The 18132-nt window shown below is 61.0% G+C and carries 7 protein-coding genes; 6 read left to right on the forward strand and 1 reads right to left on the reverse strand.

Annotated features, from left to right (window positions below):
• The 6 genes from ACILSO_RS18415 to ACILSO_RS18440 form a co-directional block, all read left to right on the forward strand.
• Positions 1-2208, forward strand: a 2208-nt coding sequence (locus tag ACILSO_RS18415) for a protein kinase domain-containing protein (RefSeq protein ID WP_395738912.1), incomplete at its 5' end; no start/stop codon positions are given.
• A 208-nt stretch (positions 2209-2416) separates the two neighbouring features.
• Positions 2417-3358: a hypothetical protein gene (locus ACILSO_RS18420; RefSeq protein ID WP_395738913.1), complete on the forward strand. Its 942-nt coding sequence runs from the start codon at positions 2417-2419 to the stop codon at positions 3356-3358.
• A 12-nt stretch (positions 3359-3370) separates the two neighbouring features.
• On the forward strand, positions 3371-4039 hold the full coding sequence (locus tag ACILSO_RS18425) for a hypothetical protein (RefSeq protein ID WP_395738914.1): 669 nt from the start codon (positions 3371-3373) through the stop codon (positions 4037-4039).
• Between the two features lie 6 nt (positions 4040-4045).
• Positions 4046-13495, forward strand: a complete 9450-nt coding sequence (locus ACILSO_RS18430) for a hypothetical protein (RefSeq protein ID WP_395738915.1) — start codon at positions 4046-4048, stop codon at positions 13493-13495.
• A gap of 18 nt (positions 13496-13513) precedes the next feature.
• Positions 13514-16114 (forward strand): Calx-beta domain-containing protein, encoded by a 2601-nt coding sequence (locus ACILSO_RS18435; RefSeq protein ID WP_395738916.1) that lies wholly within the window; start codon positions 13514-13516, stop codon positions 16112-16114.
• 13 nt (positions 16115-16127) lie between these two features.
• Positions 16128-17744, forward strand: a complete 1617-nt coding sequence (locus ACILSO_RS18440) for a choice-of-anchor R domain-containing protein (protein WP_395738917.1) — start codon at positions 16128-16130, stop codon at positions 17742-17744.
• Between the two features lie 46 nt (positions 17745-17790).
• On the opposite strand, the gene ACILSO_RS18445 is transcribed toward ACILSO_RS18440, so the two are convergent.
• Positions 17791-18132, reverse strand: a complete 342-nt coding sequence (locus ACILSO_RS18445; RefSeq protein WP_395738918.1) for a hypothetical protein — start codon at positions 18130-18132, stop codon at positions 17791-17793.

The following is an 18132-nucleotide window of genomic DNA, read 5'->3' on the forward strand; positions in this document are numbered from 1 at the left end:
CCGATCTACGAAAGCGGAGAGGAGGATGGCATGCCGTATTTCACCATGCGCCTGGCGGAAGGCGGCTCTCTGGCGGAGCGTCTGAAGAAGCGCGGCATGATGCCTGACCGCGAGGCCGCCACGTTGATGAGCCGCATCGCACGTGCGGTGCAGTATGCGCATGAGCACGGTGTGCTGCACCGGGACCTGAAACCGGCCAACATCCTGCTGGACGTGAGCGGCAGGCCCATGCTCTCCGACTTCGGCCTGGCCAGGCTTTTGGACGCAGAGTTGCAACTGACGTGGAGCAACGCGCACGTGGGCACGCCCCACTACATGAGCCCGGAGCAGGCGGCGGGAAAAGCCAAAGAGGTGACCACAGCGAGCGATGTCTGGGCCCTGGGGGTTATTTTATACCAGATGCTGACAGACAAGCTGCCCTTCCAGGGCGGCAGCGCCGTGGAGGTCATGCTGCGCATCACGCAGCAGGAGCCCGAGATCAGCTCCTCGGGGAAGCGGCGTTCTTCGGTCGCGGAGGGAGCGGTGGAAGTGCCGGCTGCGGGGCTCCCTGCAAAACAAATCGTGCGCATGCAGGCAGATCTCGCCACGCTGATCCAGCGCTGCCTGGAAAAGCAGCCGGCGCGGCGCCTGCCCAGCGCGGGTTTCCTGGCCGATGAACTGGACCGGTTCCTGAACGGAGAGCCGATTCAATCCAGGGCAGTGGGGGCCGCTGAGCGGCTTTGGAAGCTGGCACTGAGAAACAAAGCAGCCACCGTCGCAGTGCTCGGCGCATCGCTGTCGCTGATCGTGGGCACGGTGGTGTCAGTCTGGCAGATGATCAAGGCGCAGCAGGCGGAGCGGCTGGCGCTCCAGCAGAAGCAGGAGGCCCAGACCGTCTCTGAGATCATCCTGAACACCGTCAAAGACCTGGATGAACGACAGACAGGCAGAGACATCGATCCCGACCAGATGAGGGAGCAGATGCTCAAGCGCATCCTCGCCTTCAAGGGAGATCCCGTGCGCAAGGCCCAGATGCTGTCCGAAACGGGCACGATGTTTGACCACCAGCAGTGCCTCGACAACTACCGGCAGGCGCTGGCGCTTCTGGAGGCAAACCTGGAGTCCGATGACGCCCGGGTGTGGGACATGCGGTTCTGCGTGGCAGGGCAGCGGGCGGTGATGGAAAACTCGTCTGATGAATGCATGGCCGAGCTGCGGCGGGTGCTCGACTGGCAGCTGGAGCACCTGGGACGCAAAAATTCACAGTCTCTTTTCACCATGCTGACATTGGGGAAGAACCTCAACATCCGCGGCGAAGGCCCGGAGGCGGTGGAGCTGATGTCCGAAGTCTGTCGCGAGGTGGACGGCAATGCCAGCTACAATCTCCAGCATCAGGCTCTATGCCGCCTGGAGCACCTGACGGCGGTGTTTCTGACGGAGCGGCAGGAGCACGCGCTGGCACTCGGGCGTGACTACGTTGGCAAAGCCCTGAAGGATCTGGGAGACCGCCACGTCATGACGGCCCGCACCATGTACCGGCTGGCTTCATGCTACAAAAAGGCCGGCATGCTGGATGAGGCCGTGACGGAAGGACGCCGCGCACTGGACACCTTCTGGCGTTCCGTGGGGCCGGACAACACTTTTGCCAAAGACTGCCTCAGCGAACTCTCCGCCCTGCTGGGCAAAAAAGGCGATAAAAAGGAGCGCCTGGCCCTGGTGCATGAAGCGGTCAAAGTGTGTGATCTCAGCCTCGGCCCCAGCCATCCCTTTTCTCTCTACCGGGTGGAGTGCTGCATGTTCATTCAGAATGAACAGAACTACTACTATGACGCCGCCACCGTGGGGACGCAGTGGCTGCAGCGCATCCGCTCTCCGCAGGGAACCTTGCCGGCGGACGCCGATGGCGTGCTGCGGGAGCTGGCCCGCGCTCAGTTGCTGCGCCGGCTGCACAGCCGTTCTGAGGCGGTCCTCAGGGAGCTGATCGTCTTGATGGAAGAGCACAAGCCTGAAGACATCCAGCGTTATTCGGATATGTCCAATCTCGCGGACACGCTGCTTGCCCAGGACCGGCCCGCAGAAGCCGCTGACCTGCTCAGGAAGGCCATTCAGGGCCTCAAGGAGCATGGCCATGCCCGGCCCCAGTTTGCGGCCACATCCCTGGCGAAGGCGAAAAAACGGCTTTCATCAGCAGAGGAGGCCATGGGATCGGAAAAAACGGCGGGCCGTTGAAGATATTCTCATTCGGGCGGTAACACGCGCCGCACCAACCTGTGGATGGCGGATGCGAGGCCACCCTGCCACGGCTCCAAGATCTTGTGCGCCGGTGATCAGGACCTCCGTCCGATGAATTCCACCCCTCGGTAGGCAAAAATCTAAATCTTGAGGTAACACGCTCGAAAAAAAAGTGTGGATGGCCAGCACACCCTTGCTTGCCCCAATGAAAAAACGTTTTTCGCTTCCACATCTGCTCTCGGCTTTAGTGCTGCTTGCAGGGACCTTGCAGGCTCAAAACCTTGCACAGACCCTCACGCTGCAACCGGGTTGGAACAGTGTCTGGCTTGAGGTGGAGCCCTCGCAGCGTGATCCCGATGTTTTGTTTGCCGGGCAGCCGGTGGAGATGGTGACGACCTTCATCCCCCTCGCGGCGAAGTACACTTCGTTGCGCGATCCAGCGTCTGATACGTGGAAAGATGCCGAATGGCGCACCTGGCAGCCAGCGACAGCCTCAGGGGCTTTTTTGAACAACCTGCACCAGCTCATGCCTGGCCAGGGTTACCTGATTAAAGCGACAGATGTGGCTACGGTGACGATTGCGGGAATAGCGAGGCTGAATCGTATCGACTGGCGTCCGCAGTCCTTCAACCTCGTCGGGCTGCCGGTCGATCCCGCATCACCGGTCACTCTGGGGGCGTTTTTTGCCAATTCACCGGCACATACGCCGCTGCGTGCGTTTCGATTGCTGAACGGCAAGTGGGTGCAGGCCTCGTCGGCGGAGCCCGCAGTGCCTGGAAAATCTTACTGGGTCTGGTGCGGTACGGGGAGCGATCACCAGGGCCCCGTTTCACTGCGCAGCAGCAGTAGCAGCATCGAGTTGAATGCAGCGGACAGCCAGGGCTCGGTCGAATTCCGGCCCGTCGGCGGTTCGGCGCTGACAGTCAGCATCACAGCGACGGGTTCATTATCCCTCGCCCGCCTTGGGGGGGCTGCACGCACCGCCATCTCCGGCACTCAAACGCTCACCGCCGTGGCGGGTGAGTGGACGCCCTTTCGCATTGGCCATGCGAGCCTCACCAGCTTCCCGCAGACTTCTGCGGCCAGTCTTCTCGAAATCCGCTGCTCCGGCGTGCTGTGGCGCGTGCCGGTCACCTGCACACCCTGATTTCTCTTTCTCATGAAACTCGCACTCCTCCTGTTTTTCTGTCTCGTGACAGTTGCTTCGGCGCAAACCGCCGCCGGCCTCTGGGTCGGCGATATCACGCTTGATCAGGTCAATGAAGTTCACGCTCGGCAGACCACCGGAGCCACGCCCACACCGGCCGCAAAGCCTTTCTCCATGCGCGTGCTCCTGCATGTAAACGCCAGCGGTCAGATCAAGCTGCTCAAAGAAGCCGTGCTGATGCGCACCCGGGGTGCTTCCCCCGCGCCAGTGATCGTCACGCAGATGAACCTCATCCCAAACTACGACGGCGTCACGGTGCGCGGCGGCCAGCTCATCGGCCAGCGCTTCAGCACCGTGTCCTTTCCGATGAGTGGGGACACCCTTGCCCTTTCCGGCGGCCTGGCCGCTGGGACGAGCGCCACGGGCACCTTGGCACTGGCCGCAAGCAGCCCGGTGAATCCCTTCCGTCACAAATATCATCCCGATTTGGCAAACGCTGGCCGCGCGGTCAGCCGCGCCATCAGCATCGCCATCACCGCAGGTGAGACCCCTGCCGATCACGTCCTCAATGGCACCTGGTCCGAAACCATCACCGGCCTGCACAACAGCGCCATCACCGTGACCGGCAGCCTGGTGCTGAACCGCGTCAGCACGGTGGACCAGCTCAACAACACTCCGTAAATTGTCATGAAGAAGCTGCTCATTCTTGGTTTTTCATTCCTGGTCACCACGGCCTGCTCCCGTGCTGCCAATGCGTATGTCAAAGAGATGCAAGGCGTGTCTGGCGGGACCGTCACTCACTACGCTGGCACCGTGGATACAGGCACCCAGCAGACCAGCCAGTCATCGCTGATGTTCGGATTCCCATTGACGAACGGAGACGGTCCGGACGCATGGGCTCCCTCGTTTCGTACGGTGGCCAACGACACCAACATCTTCATTGCCGGCTGGTGCGACAAGCCAGGGTCCAGTCCTGCGGTGCGCGACGGCTTCATCTCGAAGCTTGATGCTCTGGGGGTCACTTTGTGGACGAAGTCTCTCAGCGTTGTTTTGGGCCAGAGCGTCGGCTTCAAGATCAACGACATCGCCATCATCAACGGCTATCTGTACGCCTGCGGAGAAACGTCTGACAGCCCCTCCCCTCGTGCCTTCATTGCCAAGCTCACACTCGATGGCGTGGCGGTGGACTACAGCATCGTCCGCGCGGATTTGGGGACTGCTACCTTGGCACGCGCCACAGGCATCTGCGTGGCCAGCGTTTCCAATGTGAACCGGATTTCGATCGTCGGTGACTTCACCGGCACGAGCATGATTGTCGAACAGCGAAAAATGAACTCCGGGACGAATACGTTCGATAACCTTGTCGGACGCATGGACAGCGGCAGTGCCCGTGATGTGTTCGTGGTTTCGTTTGCCGACAATCTCGATGCAAGCTGGGCGACCACGATCGGTTTTAACCAGGTCAATGATTTTGCATCCGGCATCACAGCGGACGGCAGCGGGCGCCTGTATGTCGCGATGAACTTCCAAAATCCGGACGGGGTGAATGCCAGTCTGACCTTCCAGGCGCTGGATGACGTGCGTGTGGTTTGCACCGCCGCGCTCCCCACTGGGGCCACTTTTGACGCCAGCTCGATCCCCAACAACTACGACTTTTCCTTCGGAGACTGGGGTACCATCCTCATGATCGATTCACAAAGCGGCACGGGCGCCCGAATCATCAATCACTCGGAGCCGGTGCGTGTGGATGACACCTCCGGCACGGCGGGCGCGGGCTCGCGTGTCGTGGACCTCGAGTACAACAACGGCACCATTTTTGCCACCGGCGAGTTTTACAAGAACTTCAGACCCACCGACTCGCAGGTGAACCTGAGTCCGGACGGCAACCAGACGTGGAGCAGCAACGGCCTCAGCTACGATGTCTTTGTCGCACGTCTCGATCCGACAAATCTGTCGTGGGGAACCGCCGTTTTTCTCGATTCGGGAGGCTTTGACTTCGCGTCCCAGATCGTGACGACCAACGACGCTGTTTATGTTACCGGGAGCGCTGGCGGCGCTCTGAACCACACCACTCTGGGGGGCGGTGCGGGCAAGAATCCGATCAACCTCGGAGGCTCGTCCACACGGCATCTTTTCTGGACGAAGCTGGACAGCAATGATCTGACAAAGCGGTGGCATGTCACACCCGTGGAGATTGTAGGGTCGATCTCGATCCCTCTGGTGCAGCGCAGTTCGGGCATCGGTGTCGTGGGGGACTCGGTGGTGCTCACTGGTTACTGGAGCACTGGTTCATTGACCTTGGGGGAGGCGGCCAACCGCGTGACCCTTCCGAACTACGGAACCACGAACCGGGGATTCATCGGCTACTTGAACACAGATGGTTCGTGGCAGCAGGAAGTGAGTTTGACCATCAATTCTGACTACGGCCTGCCATCGCCGTTCGGCGGCACACAGACGGTGCGTTCCGGGCTCAATGTGCACGCCGAGGTGAGTCCCATTGTCTATGAGGACAGCAGCGGCGCCGTTCTCGACAGTTCCAATGCGGAGGTCATCCGCACCCAGGCGGTCACACGCCGCATCTGCACGGGCTACCAGTTCAAATCGAGCCAGGTCAACGGCACTGCAAGCGAGGTCGATTTCCTTGTCTCGGGCGATGTGGTCCTCAATTTCCTTTGGAGCACGGAGCATGCTTTGGAAATTCTCACCGACTTGCCCGCTGGTCTCACCTCGCAGGCTGCCGGCAATCCAAGTCCGGCGGTGAACAAGAACTGGCTCGCGGAGAAATCGCCAGTAATCGCGCAGATCGACGGGGCGTCCTACATCGACCAGGATGGTGTACGCTATCGTTGTACGGGTTATTTGCCGACCGGCACCGCCATCCCAGCCGGGTTCGGCACCGTGACCAACCAGATTGCCTGGGGCTCCTTCCAGAACCGCCAGCAGGTCCCTCAGTTCACCCTCACAGGTCCTGCCACGATTACCTGGAAATGGGACAAACAATACCGCATTCGCAGCACGGCAAATTCATCCCTCGCCAGCGCTGCCCCCTATGTGGACGGCGTCCCCGTGCTCACGACTACTACGACTCCCACGAGCTCCACTCCTTACACGGCATCGGCTGTCACAGGATTTCCCACGACGGGTTTTGGAGGCACCGGCAGCGGTTGGTTCGCTGGTGAAGGTCCACCCCAGGTCAACGACGGGGACATCAATACCAAGCTGGTTCACTTCGCCAAGGTGAACTGTGGGGTGATCCTTAGCTACACCACCCCCATGGCAGCGAACCGCATCCGCCTCACCACCGGCAACGACTCACCCGAGCGCGATCCCCAAAACATCAGAATCGAGGGAAGCACGGATCCCGGCGCCACCCCGACCAACTGGCAGACCATCTCCGCTGTCGTGAGTGTGCCCGTCACGGGTACGCGCGGATTCACTCAGGAACTCCAGTTCTCAAACACCACTTCGTTCAAGCACTATCGCATCACCGTGCTTTCGATCGTGAACCAGGCGTTGGCGAATTCCATGCAGGTCGCGGAGATAAAGCTGGTGACCTACGCACCAACGCTGACCTCGACGTCAAGCGCCGTGGGGCCTCGCATCAGCGGCTCGGGTGATGTTTGGGCCACGGACGGCACCGCACTCACCATTGGTTCAGCGTCGTCGGTGAGCGGTGGCATCGGCAGTCTCGCTTTGAAAGGCTACACCGGCGGCACGGGCGCGGTGGTGCCGTTTGATACTCGCGGTGTCACCACCAAGGCCATCACGCTCAATTCGGCCTCCACCATCATTTGGGACTACGCACGCACGACTTATCCGGAAACAGTCACCATCGGCAATTTCGTCACCTTCAGCACCGTCACCGGCATCGACGCCACGAACGTGAACAAACTCAAGACACCCGATGGGGGCGTCACCATCAATGTTCCGGCCAACAGCACCTGGAACGACATGCAGACCTGGGACCAGGTCGGTCAGAAGCTCTATCCTCTGCGTCCCGGCAAGTTCACCGTCGAGTTTGAAAATCTCGCATCTCCGGATGACACCACGCAAAACGTCATCGTCGAGGTCACCGCGGTGATGCCCGGTTCCACCAGCTACAATCACATCATCGAGACGCCGTCCGTCGATCTTGATCCCGACGACAGCGACGCCCGCGCTTTCCAAAAGCTGGCTTATACTGACGCGGCCGCCACCGTCAGCAATGCGGGCTTGTTCGCCAACACTGAGGAGGGCTACAGCGTGCTGCTGTTCTCCGTGCGTGCGGGCGGAGCCGCCGCCACGGGCAATCTCGCGCAGGAAAGCCTCAGCGTGAAGACCGTGCGCTCCCAGTTCTGGAAAAACGCCGTTGGAGCAAAGCTGAACGCCACCATCGGCACCGCCATCACGACCGCGGACCACGACGTCACCGCCGTGGGTCACAATGGTTATGTCCTGACCCGCCTCGCGCCGGTGAACTTTGGCATTTATGATCTCGCCTCACAGAAGGGGCCCATCATTCCGGTGAACGTGGAATATCCTGGCTTCGGCACTTGGAATGCGCCGGACAATCCTGGCATGTGTGCCATCGCCTGGTATCAGGTTCAGGACGGCCTGCGCTGGCCCTACAAGGCGGTGGCCTACAGCCCGCAGTGGCCTGCTTCTCCGCCGCGCATCGTGGTGGCCAGCCAGCTCGGCTCGGAGGGCCTCAAGGACTCCGCCGGCACTCCTCAGACGGTGTTCACCGCCCCCGCCTACAACGCCGTCGCCATTTACAACCAGCCAGACGCCACGCTTCCCGGCTTCAATCCAAACGAGGAGCACGCACTTGTGGCTCCCTCATTCCTCGATGCCTCACGCACCGCCGCCTATGCGCTGCGCAATGAGCTGAACCGTACAACGCTCAACGCCAGCTACACCAGCCAGCCCTACGTCCTCGTAAACTACCGCGATGACACGGATCCTGCCAATCCGGTGCAGAAGATGGCCGTGTACGCCATTCAGCACCAGGACGCCGCCACCAGCGACTCCCGCCTGCCAGCTTTCAACCAAAGCTACATTTTCCGCTACCAAGGGGTGGCGGGCACAAAGCTCGTGCCGCCGTATCCGCTCAGCATCGTCATCGGCGCCAGCCCCCAGGCCCAGACCAACGGTGTCAATGTGGACCCTGCCCGCGTGACTTACTACGAGGACAAAACCGGGCAGCCATGGATTGTCTCCGGAGACACCGACGGCGCTGATGACATCACCGCAGAATTTTACTATCCCCTGCGTGGAGACTTTTGGCATCCCACTCTCGCCACTGGAAGTCCGTTGCACTTCGGGCCCGCCTCACCGCTGCACAACGTCAATTACGACGCCGTCTGGCCTGCGAACACGGGCTTCCTGAAGGCGGGCGAAACACTCACCTTCTCCGGCGGCGAATACAGCAGCGACCACTCGGCTGACTCCACGGCTCCGCCGCCCCTCCCAGGTGCCATTTCCTGGCAGAGCGCGAAGGTCACCTACGATGATGCAAACCCCGCGCTCGACCCCGCCACCCTGGCCACAAATTACCTCGTGCGTGTCGTTCCCGCGCTCACTGCGCGTGAGGTGTCGCTGCCAGTCTCCAGTCTGCCGGACACTCTCAAGCCTGCTTCCGGCAATGTCGTCGTCGAAGGCACGCTGTGGCGTTTCAAGAAGCTGAGCGCCGGCCTGCAGCAGCGCATCTACTTCAATTCCATCACGGGCATGCTTGGCGTGCGCGGCCTGCTGAATGGGCGCGCCATTGGAGATCCAAATCTCACCGCAGCACCGGGTGCGCAGACCATCCTGCAGCCAAACGTCCTCACACCAGCCGAGGAATCGATCCTCTCCGGCATCGACACCGACTCCCACTGGACCTCGGCCGTCGCCGCACTCGCCACCCTTTCGCGTGATCCGCAAAACCTCCCCGGCGTTGATTACGGCATCGGCCTGCAGGCCGCCACGCCCTCCGGCGTCCAGCCGGCCACCACCATCGGGCCTGGCACTGCCGTCATCCCGAATCCCAGCCTGCTGAATCCGGCCTACCAGCCGACGCTGACCACAGGCTATGTCACTATCGCAGAAAATGACGACGCATCACTGGGGGATGCCCCGGTGGCCATCCATGTCTTCCGCGTCACGCGTGCAGAGATCTACCGCGGCTCGCTCGCGCCGATCTATCCGGACAATGTGTTCGATGAAAAAATCACCGTCCGCCACACGGGAGACTTTGGCGGCAATGTGGCCGACTTGTTCTTCGAGTGGCAGGTGCGTGAAGAGGACGGTCGTGTGCTCAACCCCCCCGGCATCACCCTGCCCACCGCTGGCACGCCCTCGGGTGGCGACTGGACGTTGTTCAATTCGGGCGTTGGCCTGAACGAAATTCAGCTCGCTGGGGCCAGCTCCGCGCTTTTGACGGACAACCTGTTCTTCTGCCGCTATCGCCACAAGGACGCAAACCCCTCCGTGTCCACCAGCTGGAGCCAGTGGTCAGGCGCGGCCAACAGCCGCCCGCCAAATGCTGCCTCGCCTTCTGCCGTCACGGACACCGCCTACGTCGCGCAGCTTGTCGCAGGCTGGGTGAAGCGCGTGACGGATGCGGTGAATGTCTTCGATGCGCGCATCTCCGACTTCCGCAACAACGACGCACCCGCCACCTACACCAGCATGATCCAGCAGGCGGGCCCGCGCTATGAGGGCCCCGTCGCCTTCAATCCGACGAAAAATGTGATCGAGAACTACGGCATGATCGAGCTTTACCAGACGGTGCTTGAACGCGCGAAGGATCTGAGCATCAACCTCACCCCCGGCACCAGCGGAGTCGACACTGCGCTGCTCAATGCGGCAAACCGCATCTCGCAGTTCTACACCTTGATCGCCAACGAGGCTTACAGTGATGCGCTGGATCCCACCATCGGCTACAGCACGCAGAGCAGCCAGTACGGCGCCCTTGCGCCGACCATCCACGCCTTCCAAAACCAGACCGCTGATCTTCTTGAAGAAGAGCTCGCGCTGCTGCGTGGCCGTGGCGAAGTCGGCGCGCGCCCGGCCTACAACCGCCTGTTGTGGAATTTCACCAACGGCCAGGGCGAGGCCGCCTACGCGATGAATTACGCCATCAGCGACGTGAACAACGACGGCTTCATCGACGCCAATGACGCGCAGATCCTCTACCCCCAGGGCCACGGCGATGCCTGGGGCCACTACACCATGGCGCTGAAAGGCTACGCGGATCTTTTCACCAACAGCCGTTTCGCCTGGGACCCGCGCAGCGAGCTCTATCAGATCAATGGCGTCGTGTTCAACATCGACTACCTTGACGAACGCGCCTTCGCCGAGGCCGCCGCCACGCGTGCCAAGGCTGGCGCGGAAATCGTCGATCTCGTTTACCGCGCCAAATACACCGAAAATCCTGCCGGGCAGTGGCAGGGTTATCAAGACACGAACACGGACCGTGCCTGGGGCGTCTATGAATGGGGTCAGCGTGCCGCCACCGCCGCTTACTTCGACTGGGCCGTCGGCAATGCCTTGCTTCCCGCATCTGACACCACGCATGAAGGCATTCAAAAAGTGGACCGCAGCACCGTCGGCGGCCTCGGCGTGCTCGCGGGCAATGCCGCGCTCATTCAAAGCAAGGTCGAAAGCGCCGATCGCGGCTACAACCCCCTCGGCCTCGATCCCAACGTCGTGCCTTTCGACATCGACCCCGTTCGCGTGGACCGCACCAGCGTGAATCCCGCCACACATTTCGAGCAGATTTACGAGCGTGCCGTCGCCGCCTCCGCCAATGCCATCACCACCTGGGACAATGCCAATCAGATCAACAACCTGCTCCGCCGCACCGGTGCCAGTACCGAAGAACTCCGCCAGCAGACCAAGCAGCAGGACATCGATTACCGAAACCGTCTCATTGAAATCTTCGGCACGCCATATGCCGGAACCATCGGCGCAGGCCAGGCCTATCCGGACGGCTACACGGGACCCGATTTGTACCTCTACATGTACGTGGACACCACACAGGTGAATGACAGCACTATCCCGCCCACCCCTTCAGACGTGCTTGTGAACTACAAGAAACTTTTTGCCCTCGCCAGCAACACCAATCCATTCGAGGACACTGGGGTCGGAACAGATCAGACCAGTTACGCCACGGACATTCTCAACAACTGGTTCCCGGCCGACTACCAGAAAACCTTCACATTGGAAGGCTCGGTCCAAGACTCCTCACTCTCGCTGAATTTGCCGATCACCGCCAGCGGCTACTCATTCAACGCGCCCTCAGGCTGGGGCATGCGCTCCTCTCCGGGAAAGCTTCAGCTTGCCATTGGCGAGCTCATCCAGGCCGAGGCGGCCCTCCTTCAAGCATCGAATGATTATGACGGCCTCGCCGGAGATTTGGACCGCAAGTTACGCAACTTCACCCTCAAAACAGGAATTGCGACCTCAGATATCCGGGCTGTGACCAACATGCAGAGTGCACAGCAGGGCCTGGATGATCTGGCGATCATCACTTATGCCACTGCTGGCGCTTTGCGGAACGTCCGCGAGTTTGGCACGGACTTCAAAGAGGGCGCGTTGGAATCGATTCCGAAAAGTGTGTCCGATTTCACCTCTACGCTTCGTGGGTTTATCGAATATGCTAACGGTGCAGAAAACGCTACTCTGCGTGGATATGAGTTTTTGGCTGATGTTACTAATCATGGTCTCGAATTGAAGGCAGGTGAGGTCGGCACCGATCTGCAGCTCACCGAAACACAGCTTGGTCACCAAAGTGACGTCATCGACATGCTCGACGACCTCGAAGACACCCTGAACTCCGAGCCCGACCTGCGCATGGCAGCCTTCCGGGCCGTCGAGCGTCTGCGCAGCGCCAGCGACAGTTACCGCGCCTTGCTGCAGGAAGGCGCCCGTCTCGTCGATGAACGCGAAGCCTTCAACAAGCGCGTCGCCTCCACCACGACCAAGCAACGCTACGAAGACATGACCTTCCGCGTCACGCGCAATGATGCGCTGCGCAAGTACCGTAGCGCGTATGACATGGCGGCACGTTATGCCTACCTGGCCGGCAAAGCCTACGCTTATGACCTGAACTTGCCGGACAACCATGCGGCCAATGCCGCGCCGCTGCTCGCAGAGATCATCCGCACCCGTGATCTCGGCGTGTGGCAGTCTGGGCAGCCTGTTTTGGCCCAGGGCGGCCTCGCCAGCCATCTCGCCACGCTGAAGGGGAATTACGACCACTTCAAAGGCCAGATGGGCTTCAACAATCCCTCCGCGCAGATTTACACCTTCAGCTTGCGTGCCGATCTCGGCCGCGTGCCGCTCACCACACGTGAAGATGCGACTTGGCGGCAAAAGCTGGAAACCTGGCGCGTGCCTGATCTTTGGAACTACACGTTCACCGATGGCACGACAAATTACGGCTTCATCTACCGCCGCTTCTGCCGCCCATTTGCTCCCGAATTCGACGGCAGTGGCACTGCGGTGCCGCAGCCTGCGCTCGTCATTCCATTTACTTCCACGATTCAAAGCGGGAAAAACTGGTTCGACAACACGCTGGCCGCCGGGGACAGCGCGCTGAACTCCAGTGAGTTCGCCACCAAGATTCGCGCCGTCGGTGTGCGGCTTGACAGCTACAACACCTCCGCCATGTCGGTCACCCCGCAGGTGTATCTCATCCCGCTGGGCGCGGACCGCATGTTCATGCCGGAAAGCACCACGCTCCAGACGCGTGAGTGGAATGTGGTTGATCAGCGCATCCCTGCGCCGCTGCCCATCACGCCCTCGCAGCTTTCCAATCCCGACTGGCATCCCTTCACCGGCAGCACCAGCGGCTACTTCGATGAAATCCGCAAGTTCAGCAGCTTCCGCGCCTTCCCGGACAGCGTCGGCACTACAAGGGATGACATCATCAGCAGCTCACGCCTCGTCGGCCGCAGCGCCTGGAACACCCGCTGGGTGCTCATCATCCCGAATGCCAGCCTGCTCTACGATGGCGGCAGCAGCACCGCTGGCCTCAACACCTTCATCTACGGCCTGCCGAAGAGCGGCGAGACGCAGGCCACCTCCGGCACGGATCCCGCGAAGCGGGAACTCCTCGGCGTGCGCGACATCAAGCTGATGATCCAGACCTACTCCGTCTCCGGCAACTAATCCTCTCCCACGACGACCATGAAACTGTTATGCTTCATCCTGGCTTTCGTTGCCACACCCGCTCTCGCCTTCCTCAGCGAGACGGACACCGTTTTCTACGGCAAAGTGCTCCACCGCGGCGCGGGCGAGGATCTCCTGCTCACCAGCGGCTCCTTGATTTGGAGAGTAACGCCTGCTGACGGCGGCGCGCCCTTCATCGCACGGGCGCAGCTTGCCCCGCTGAAAAACGGCGAATTCTCTTATTCCATCCGCCTGCCGCAGCGCATCGCCATCACAAGCCTGTCGGTTCCCGCTGAACTCGACGGCCTGCTCATTCAAAATGACAGCGCCACACGCTTTCAGAATGTCGAGATCACCATCGATGGTCATCCCGCGACACTGATCGATCCCACGAAGACCAGTTTCGACACCATTGCACCAGAGCGTGGCCTTTTCCGCCGCGCCGACCTCACCGTAAACTTCCCTCTGCCGGACAGCGACTACGATGGCATGGCTGACTGGTGGGAAATTAAATACGGCCTCAACAAACTGCTCGATGACTCCGCGCTCGATCCTGATGGCGACCTCGTGACCAACATCGCCGAATACCGCGCTGGCTCAAACCCCAACCAGTCCGACGTGCGGCCACGTCTCAATGGCTCGCCCGTGTTAACACTGCTTGCCGGCCAAAGCTCCGCCCTTGTGGCCAGCACGACTGACTCAGATAGCACACCTGCGCAGATTCTTTGGACGCTTCAAAGCATGCCTGCGGGCATAAGTGCCAGGCTGCATGGCCTTCAGCTCAATGGCAGCGCTCTCCCTTTGGGTGCCTCGTTCACCCAGGCAGATCTCGCTTCCGGGCGCGTGATTTTCACGCATGATGGCACCACCGCCTTGGCCACTGATGCCGTGCTGACCTTCAGCATGCGGGATGAACATCCGGAATTCGCCTCGGTCGTGGAGGTCGAGGTCAGCCTCGCCAGCAGCCAGAAGGACATCTTTGCCGTCTGGAATTTGCCGCTGCCCTCGATCGGCGAACCTGACCGCGTGATCCATGACGCCTCTCGTGCAGGTGCCAGCACACTCCGCACCTCCTCCGGGCCTCAGGCTTTCAATGAAGTGAAGGCGGACACCTCTTATCAATCCTACATCTCAGCGGTCGGTGCTGATTTCCCGCGTTTGCTCATCGGTTCAGACCAGGTCGACACGCTCATCGGATCCGGTGAAGCCGATTGGATCGCCGGCGGACCCGGCAACGATTCCCTGCGCGGCTACGCTGGTGCGGACCGCTTCATCATCGCCAAAGACGGCGGTGCAGACACCCTCATGGATTTCAATGCCACGGCAGGAGACGTTCTCGATCTCACAAAAATTCTCGAGCCAGTCTCCGGGCGCTATCTGTCTGACTACTTAACGGTGACGACGGATGCAACGGACACCATCATCTCGGTGGATGCCAATGGCGATCAGCTGAGCGCGGCAGACGCCACCATCCGTCTCAAAGGCCTCCTTCTGACCAGCAACGACATCGAGGAGCTGTGGGACATGGGAGCAATCGCCACGGGCTCGATCATCCCGCGCGCCACACTTTATGTCACCGCCACCGATGCCGCTGAGGAAAACCTCGTCGCCGGCAAGTTCACCCTCCGTCGGCGCGGCGACGCTGCTGCTCCGCTCACGCTCGCAGTCACCATCACTGGCACCGCCATCGCGGGCGTGGACTACGTCGCGCTGCCGACCACGGTGACTTTTGCGGTCGGTCAGAAGACGATCGTGCTTCCGATCGTCCCGTTGGAAGATGATGTGACTGAAAACACCGAGACCATTCAGATCCTGCTGCCTGCGGCTCCGGGCTATATCCTCGCCAACAGCACGGCGAGCGCAAATCTCACCAACTTGCCAAGCCGCGTGTGGCTGGAAGTCGCCGAAAGAACCGCCTACAAAGACAGCCTCTCGCCTGCGCAGATCCTCGTCCATCGCAGTGGTGCTCTTTCTTCCCCGCTGACCGCCGGATTAACTGTCAGCGGCCGCGCCACCGCCGCCGTGGATTACAAGCGCCTTCCCGCCACTGTCACCTTCATCAGCGGTCAGGACACCATCGCCCTCGACGTGCTTCCGCTGGCCAGCGCCACCCTCACCCGCGGCGCTGAGGAGGTCATCGTCACCTTGAAAGCAGACCCGGCTTATCTCTTCGGTCCCGTGACAAAAGTGCTGACGATGATCGTCAATCAGCCGCGCGTTCTCTCCAACTGGCGCAGCACGCAGACCGGCGGACCGGATGACTCCCTGGATGACGAGGACTTCGACAATGCGGATGGCGACGGTGATGGCATCAAGGGCCTCTTGGAGTTCGCCCTGAATTTGAACGCGAAGAAGAGAGACGGCACGCCGGTCAAATTGGTCTTTGATGCCAATGGCAAGCCTGGTCTGGAATACCGCCGCTGGCCTGGTGCTCCGGAGGTGGACTACATCGTGGAATGGAGCGCTGATTTGAAGACCTGGAACATCGCCACTGAGGCCGACTCAGCCGAGACCGCCAATGAAATCGAAACCACCGGCATGGAGCGCACCGTGCGCTCTCTGCTCATGCCGCCCGCCGGCGGCGGCGTGTTCATGCGCCTGAGCGTCCAGCGCCGTTGATCTCTCCAAGACCATGAGCCGCTCCGCCTTCCTATTCGCCCTGGCGGCACTGCTGCTGGCAGCCAGCGGGGGATGGACGCGCGCGGACCCGGCCATCTCGATGACAAACCCCGTGGCAGGCACCCTGGGCAGCGATTCGCTCAACTACAATAACTGGCTGGCGAACCGCATCTACTTGGGCGAGGACGCGCCGCTGCAGCGCCCGGACACCGTGACGTTGACGATGAATGTGACTTACGCCACGCCGCTCATGAGTGTTTTCATTTACGAGGACGTGGGTGGCCGTCCCGTCGCGGACCAGTTGCTGGCGCTGTTCCCACCCACTTCCGCCTCTCTCGCAGTTTCTTCCGGCACCAACAACGTCCAGCTGGTCTTCAAGATGGCTGACACCTCGGCGGCTGTGTTCACCCCCGGCAAGCATTACTGGCTGGCGGTAGGTGTCACGGGCATCAATGACGATGCCAGCCCCGGGCAGCAGCTGGGCTTGCTTGACTGGTCATACGCATCTTCCACTGTCAGCACTAGCAACGGCTGGCAGGTCGATCCATGGATCGCCGTCTCCAATACGAACGGCGCCGAGTGGTCATCCTCCCCCGGACTCCCCTACATTTTTAACATGACTACTGTGATCGTTCCTGAACCCTCGCGTGCAGTTCTGATGCTGTTTGGCATGATGGCGCTTGCTCTGCGCCGTTGCCGTCCGCTGGCCGTTGCAGCACTGCCCCTGCTCAGCACCGGTTGTAGCAAGCCGCCCGCGCCGCCAGACGATGGGCTGGCCAAAGTGGGCGCCGAGGTGATCACCGCGGATGATTTCAAGGCTGCCGCTGTCCGCCGTGGTGGTGGCGATCCCGCCTCAGTGGACCGCAAGGCATTGCTGGAGGAACTCATTAACGAATCCGCGCTCGTCCAGCGCGCCAAAGCCAGAGGCCTCGATCAAACTCCCGATTTTCAGCGTCGCGTGCGTACTCTGCTCATCGCTACTTTGCGCGAGACCGAGTCCGCGGCACCAGCCCGGGCGGTGGCACCCACGCAGTCCGATCTCATGGGGCTCTACGAAAAGATGAAGCCCGGCTTCACGGTTCCAGCCGCGCGCCGCCTGGCCATTCTTCAGCTCACCGCCGAGACGCCCGCTTCCGAGTCCCTCAAAGCCGCGGCGGAAAAACTAAAACAGGCCGCTGCGCGTTTTCACACACTGCCACCGGACCCGTTGCGGCGCGGTTTCGGCCAGATTGCCGCCGAGTTTTCCGATGATCAGGACACCCGCTACATCGGCGGTGATCTCGGCTGGCTGACCGACGCCGAGATCAAACGTCGCCTGCCTGCGGCCGTTGCCAGCGCCGCGCTGGCGCTCACACAACCCGGCACTTCCAGCGAGGCAACCATCAGTGGCAATGCCGTCTTCGTCCTCCTGTTGTCCGGCCAGCGTGCCGCCGCCGTGCAGCCCTTCGAGAAGGTGGAAAAGCAGCTCCGGCAGGAGTTCGCAGCACTCTCCGCCAAAAAGTCCGAAGCCGAACAGCAGGCTTCGTTGCGCCAGGGCCTGGATATTCAAATCAATGAGGAGAAACTGCGCGCCGTGACTCTGGACTCTCGTGCACCAGCAGTTCCATCCGTGCCGGCGAATGCACCCTGAGTTTGTTTCATTCTCACATTCACGTCCGCCTGTCGGGCAGCACCCGTTAAAGCGTGTCGATCCCATGGCCGATCACATACCAGAACCACGCAAAAATCATCAGTCCCAGTGCCGCCGCACTCTGGATAAAGGCGGACAGGATCCTCAGAGAGACGTGCCACCTTGCTGGCGACACAAAGAATATTCCCAGGCCAAAAGCCAGCAGGGTGCTGATTTGAAAGGCTGAGACAAGTCCATCAGAGAGGCCGCCTCGGGTAGGCATCGAGGCATCTCTAAGATGCCAGTCAAAGCCCATGCAGATGAGATGAAGCACGACCAGCCCCAGCCATGGAAAAACAAGCTGGGGTGAAAACGCCCGCGGCTGGTCTGTCTCTTGTAAAGGGTCCAT

The organism is Prosthecobacter sp. (genome assembly GCF_044226605.1).
GTDB lineage: Bacteria > Verrucomicrobiota > Verrucomicrobiia > Verrucomicrobiales > Verrucomicrobiaceae > Prosthecobacter.

What these genes read in the sequence shown, in the direction of transcription:
- ACILSO_RS18435 (WP_395738916.1), top strand. Translation starts at nt 13,514, where the DNA reads ATGAAACTGTTATGCTTCATCCTGGCTTTCGTTGCCACACCCGCTCTC.
- ACILSO_RS18425 (WP_395738914.1), top strand. Translation starts at nt 3,371, where the DNA reads ATGAAACTCGCACTCCTCCTGTTTTTCTGTCTCGTGACAGTTGCTTCG.
- ACILSO_RS18440 (WP_395738917.1), top strand. Translation starts at nt 16,128, where the DNA reads ATGAGCCGCTCCGCCTTCCTATTCGCCCTGGCGGCACTGCTGCTGGCA.
- ACILSO_RS18420 (WP_395738913.1), top strand. Translation starts at nt 2,417, where the DNA reads ATGAAAAAACGTTTTTCGCTTCCACATCTGCTCTCGGCTTTAGTGCTG.
- ACILSO_RS18430 (WP_395738915.1), top strand. Translation starts at nt 4,046, where the DNA reads ATGAAGAAGCTGCTCATTCTTGGTTTTTCATTCCTGGTCACCACGGCC.
- ACILSO_RS18445 (WP_395738918.1), bottom strand. Translation starts at nt 18,132, where the DNA reads ATGGACCCTTTACAAGAGACAGACCAGCCGCGGGCGTTTTCACCCCAG.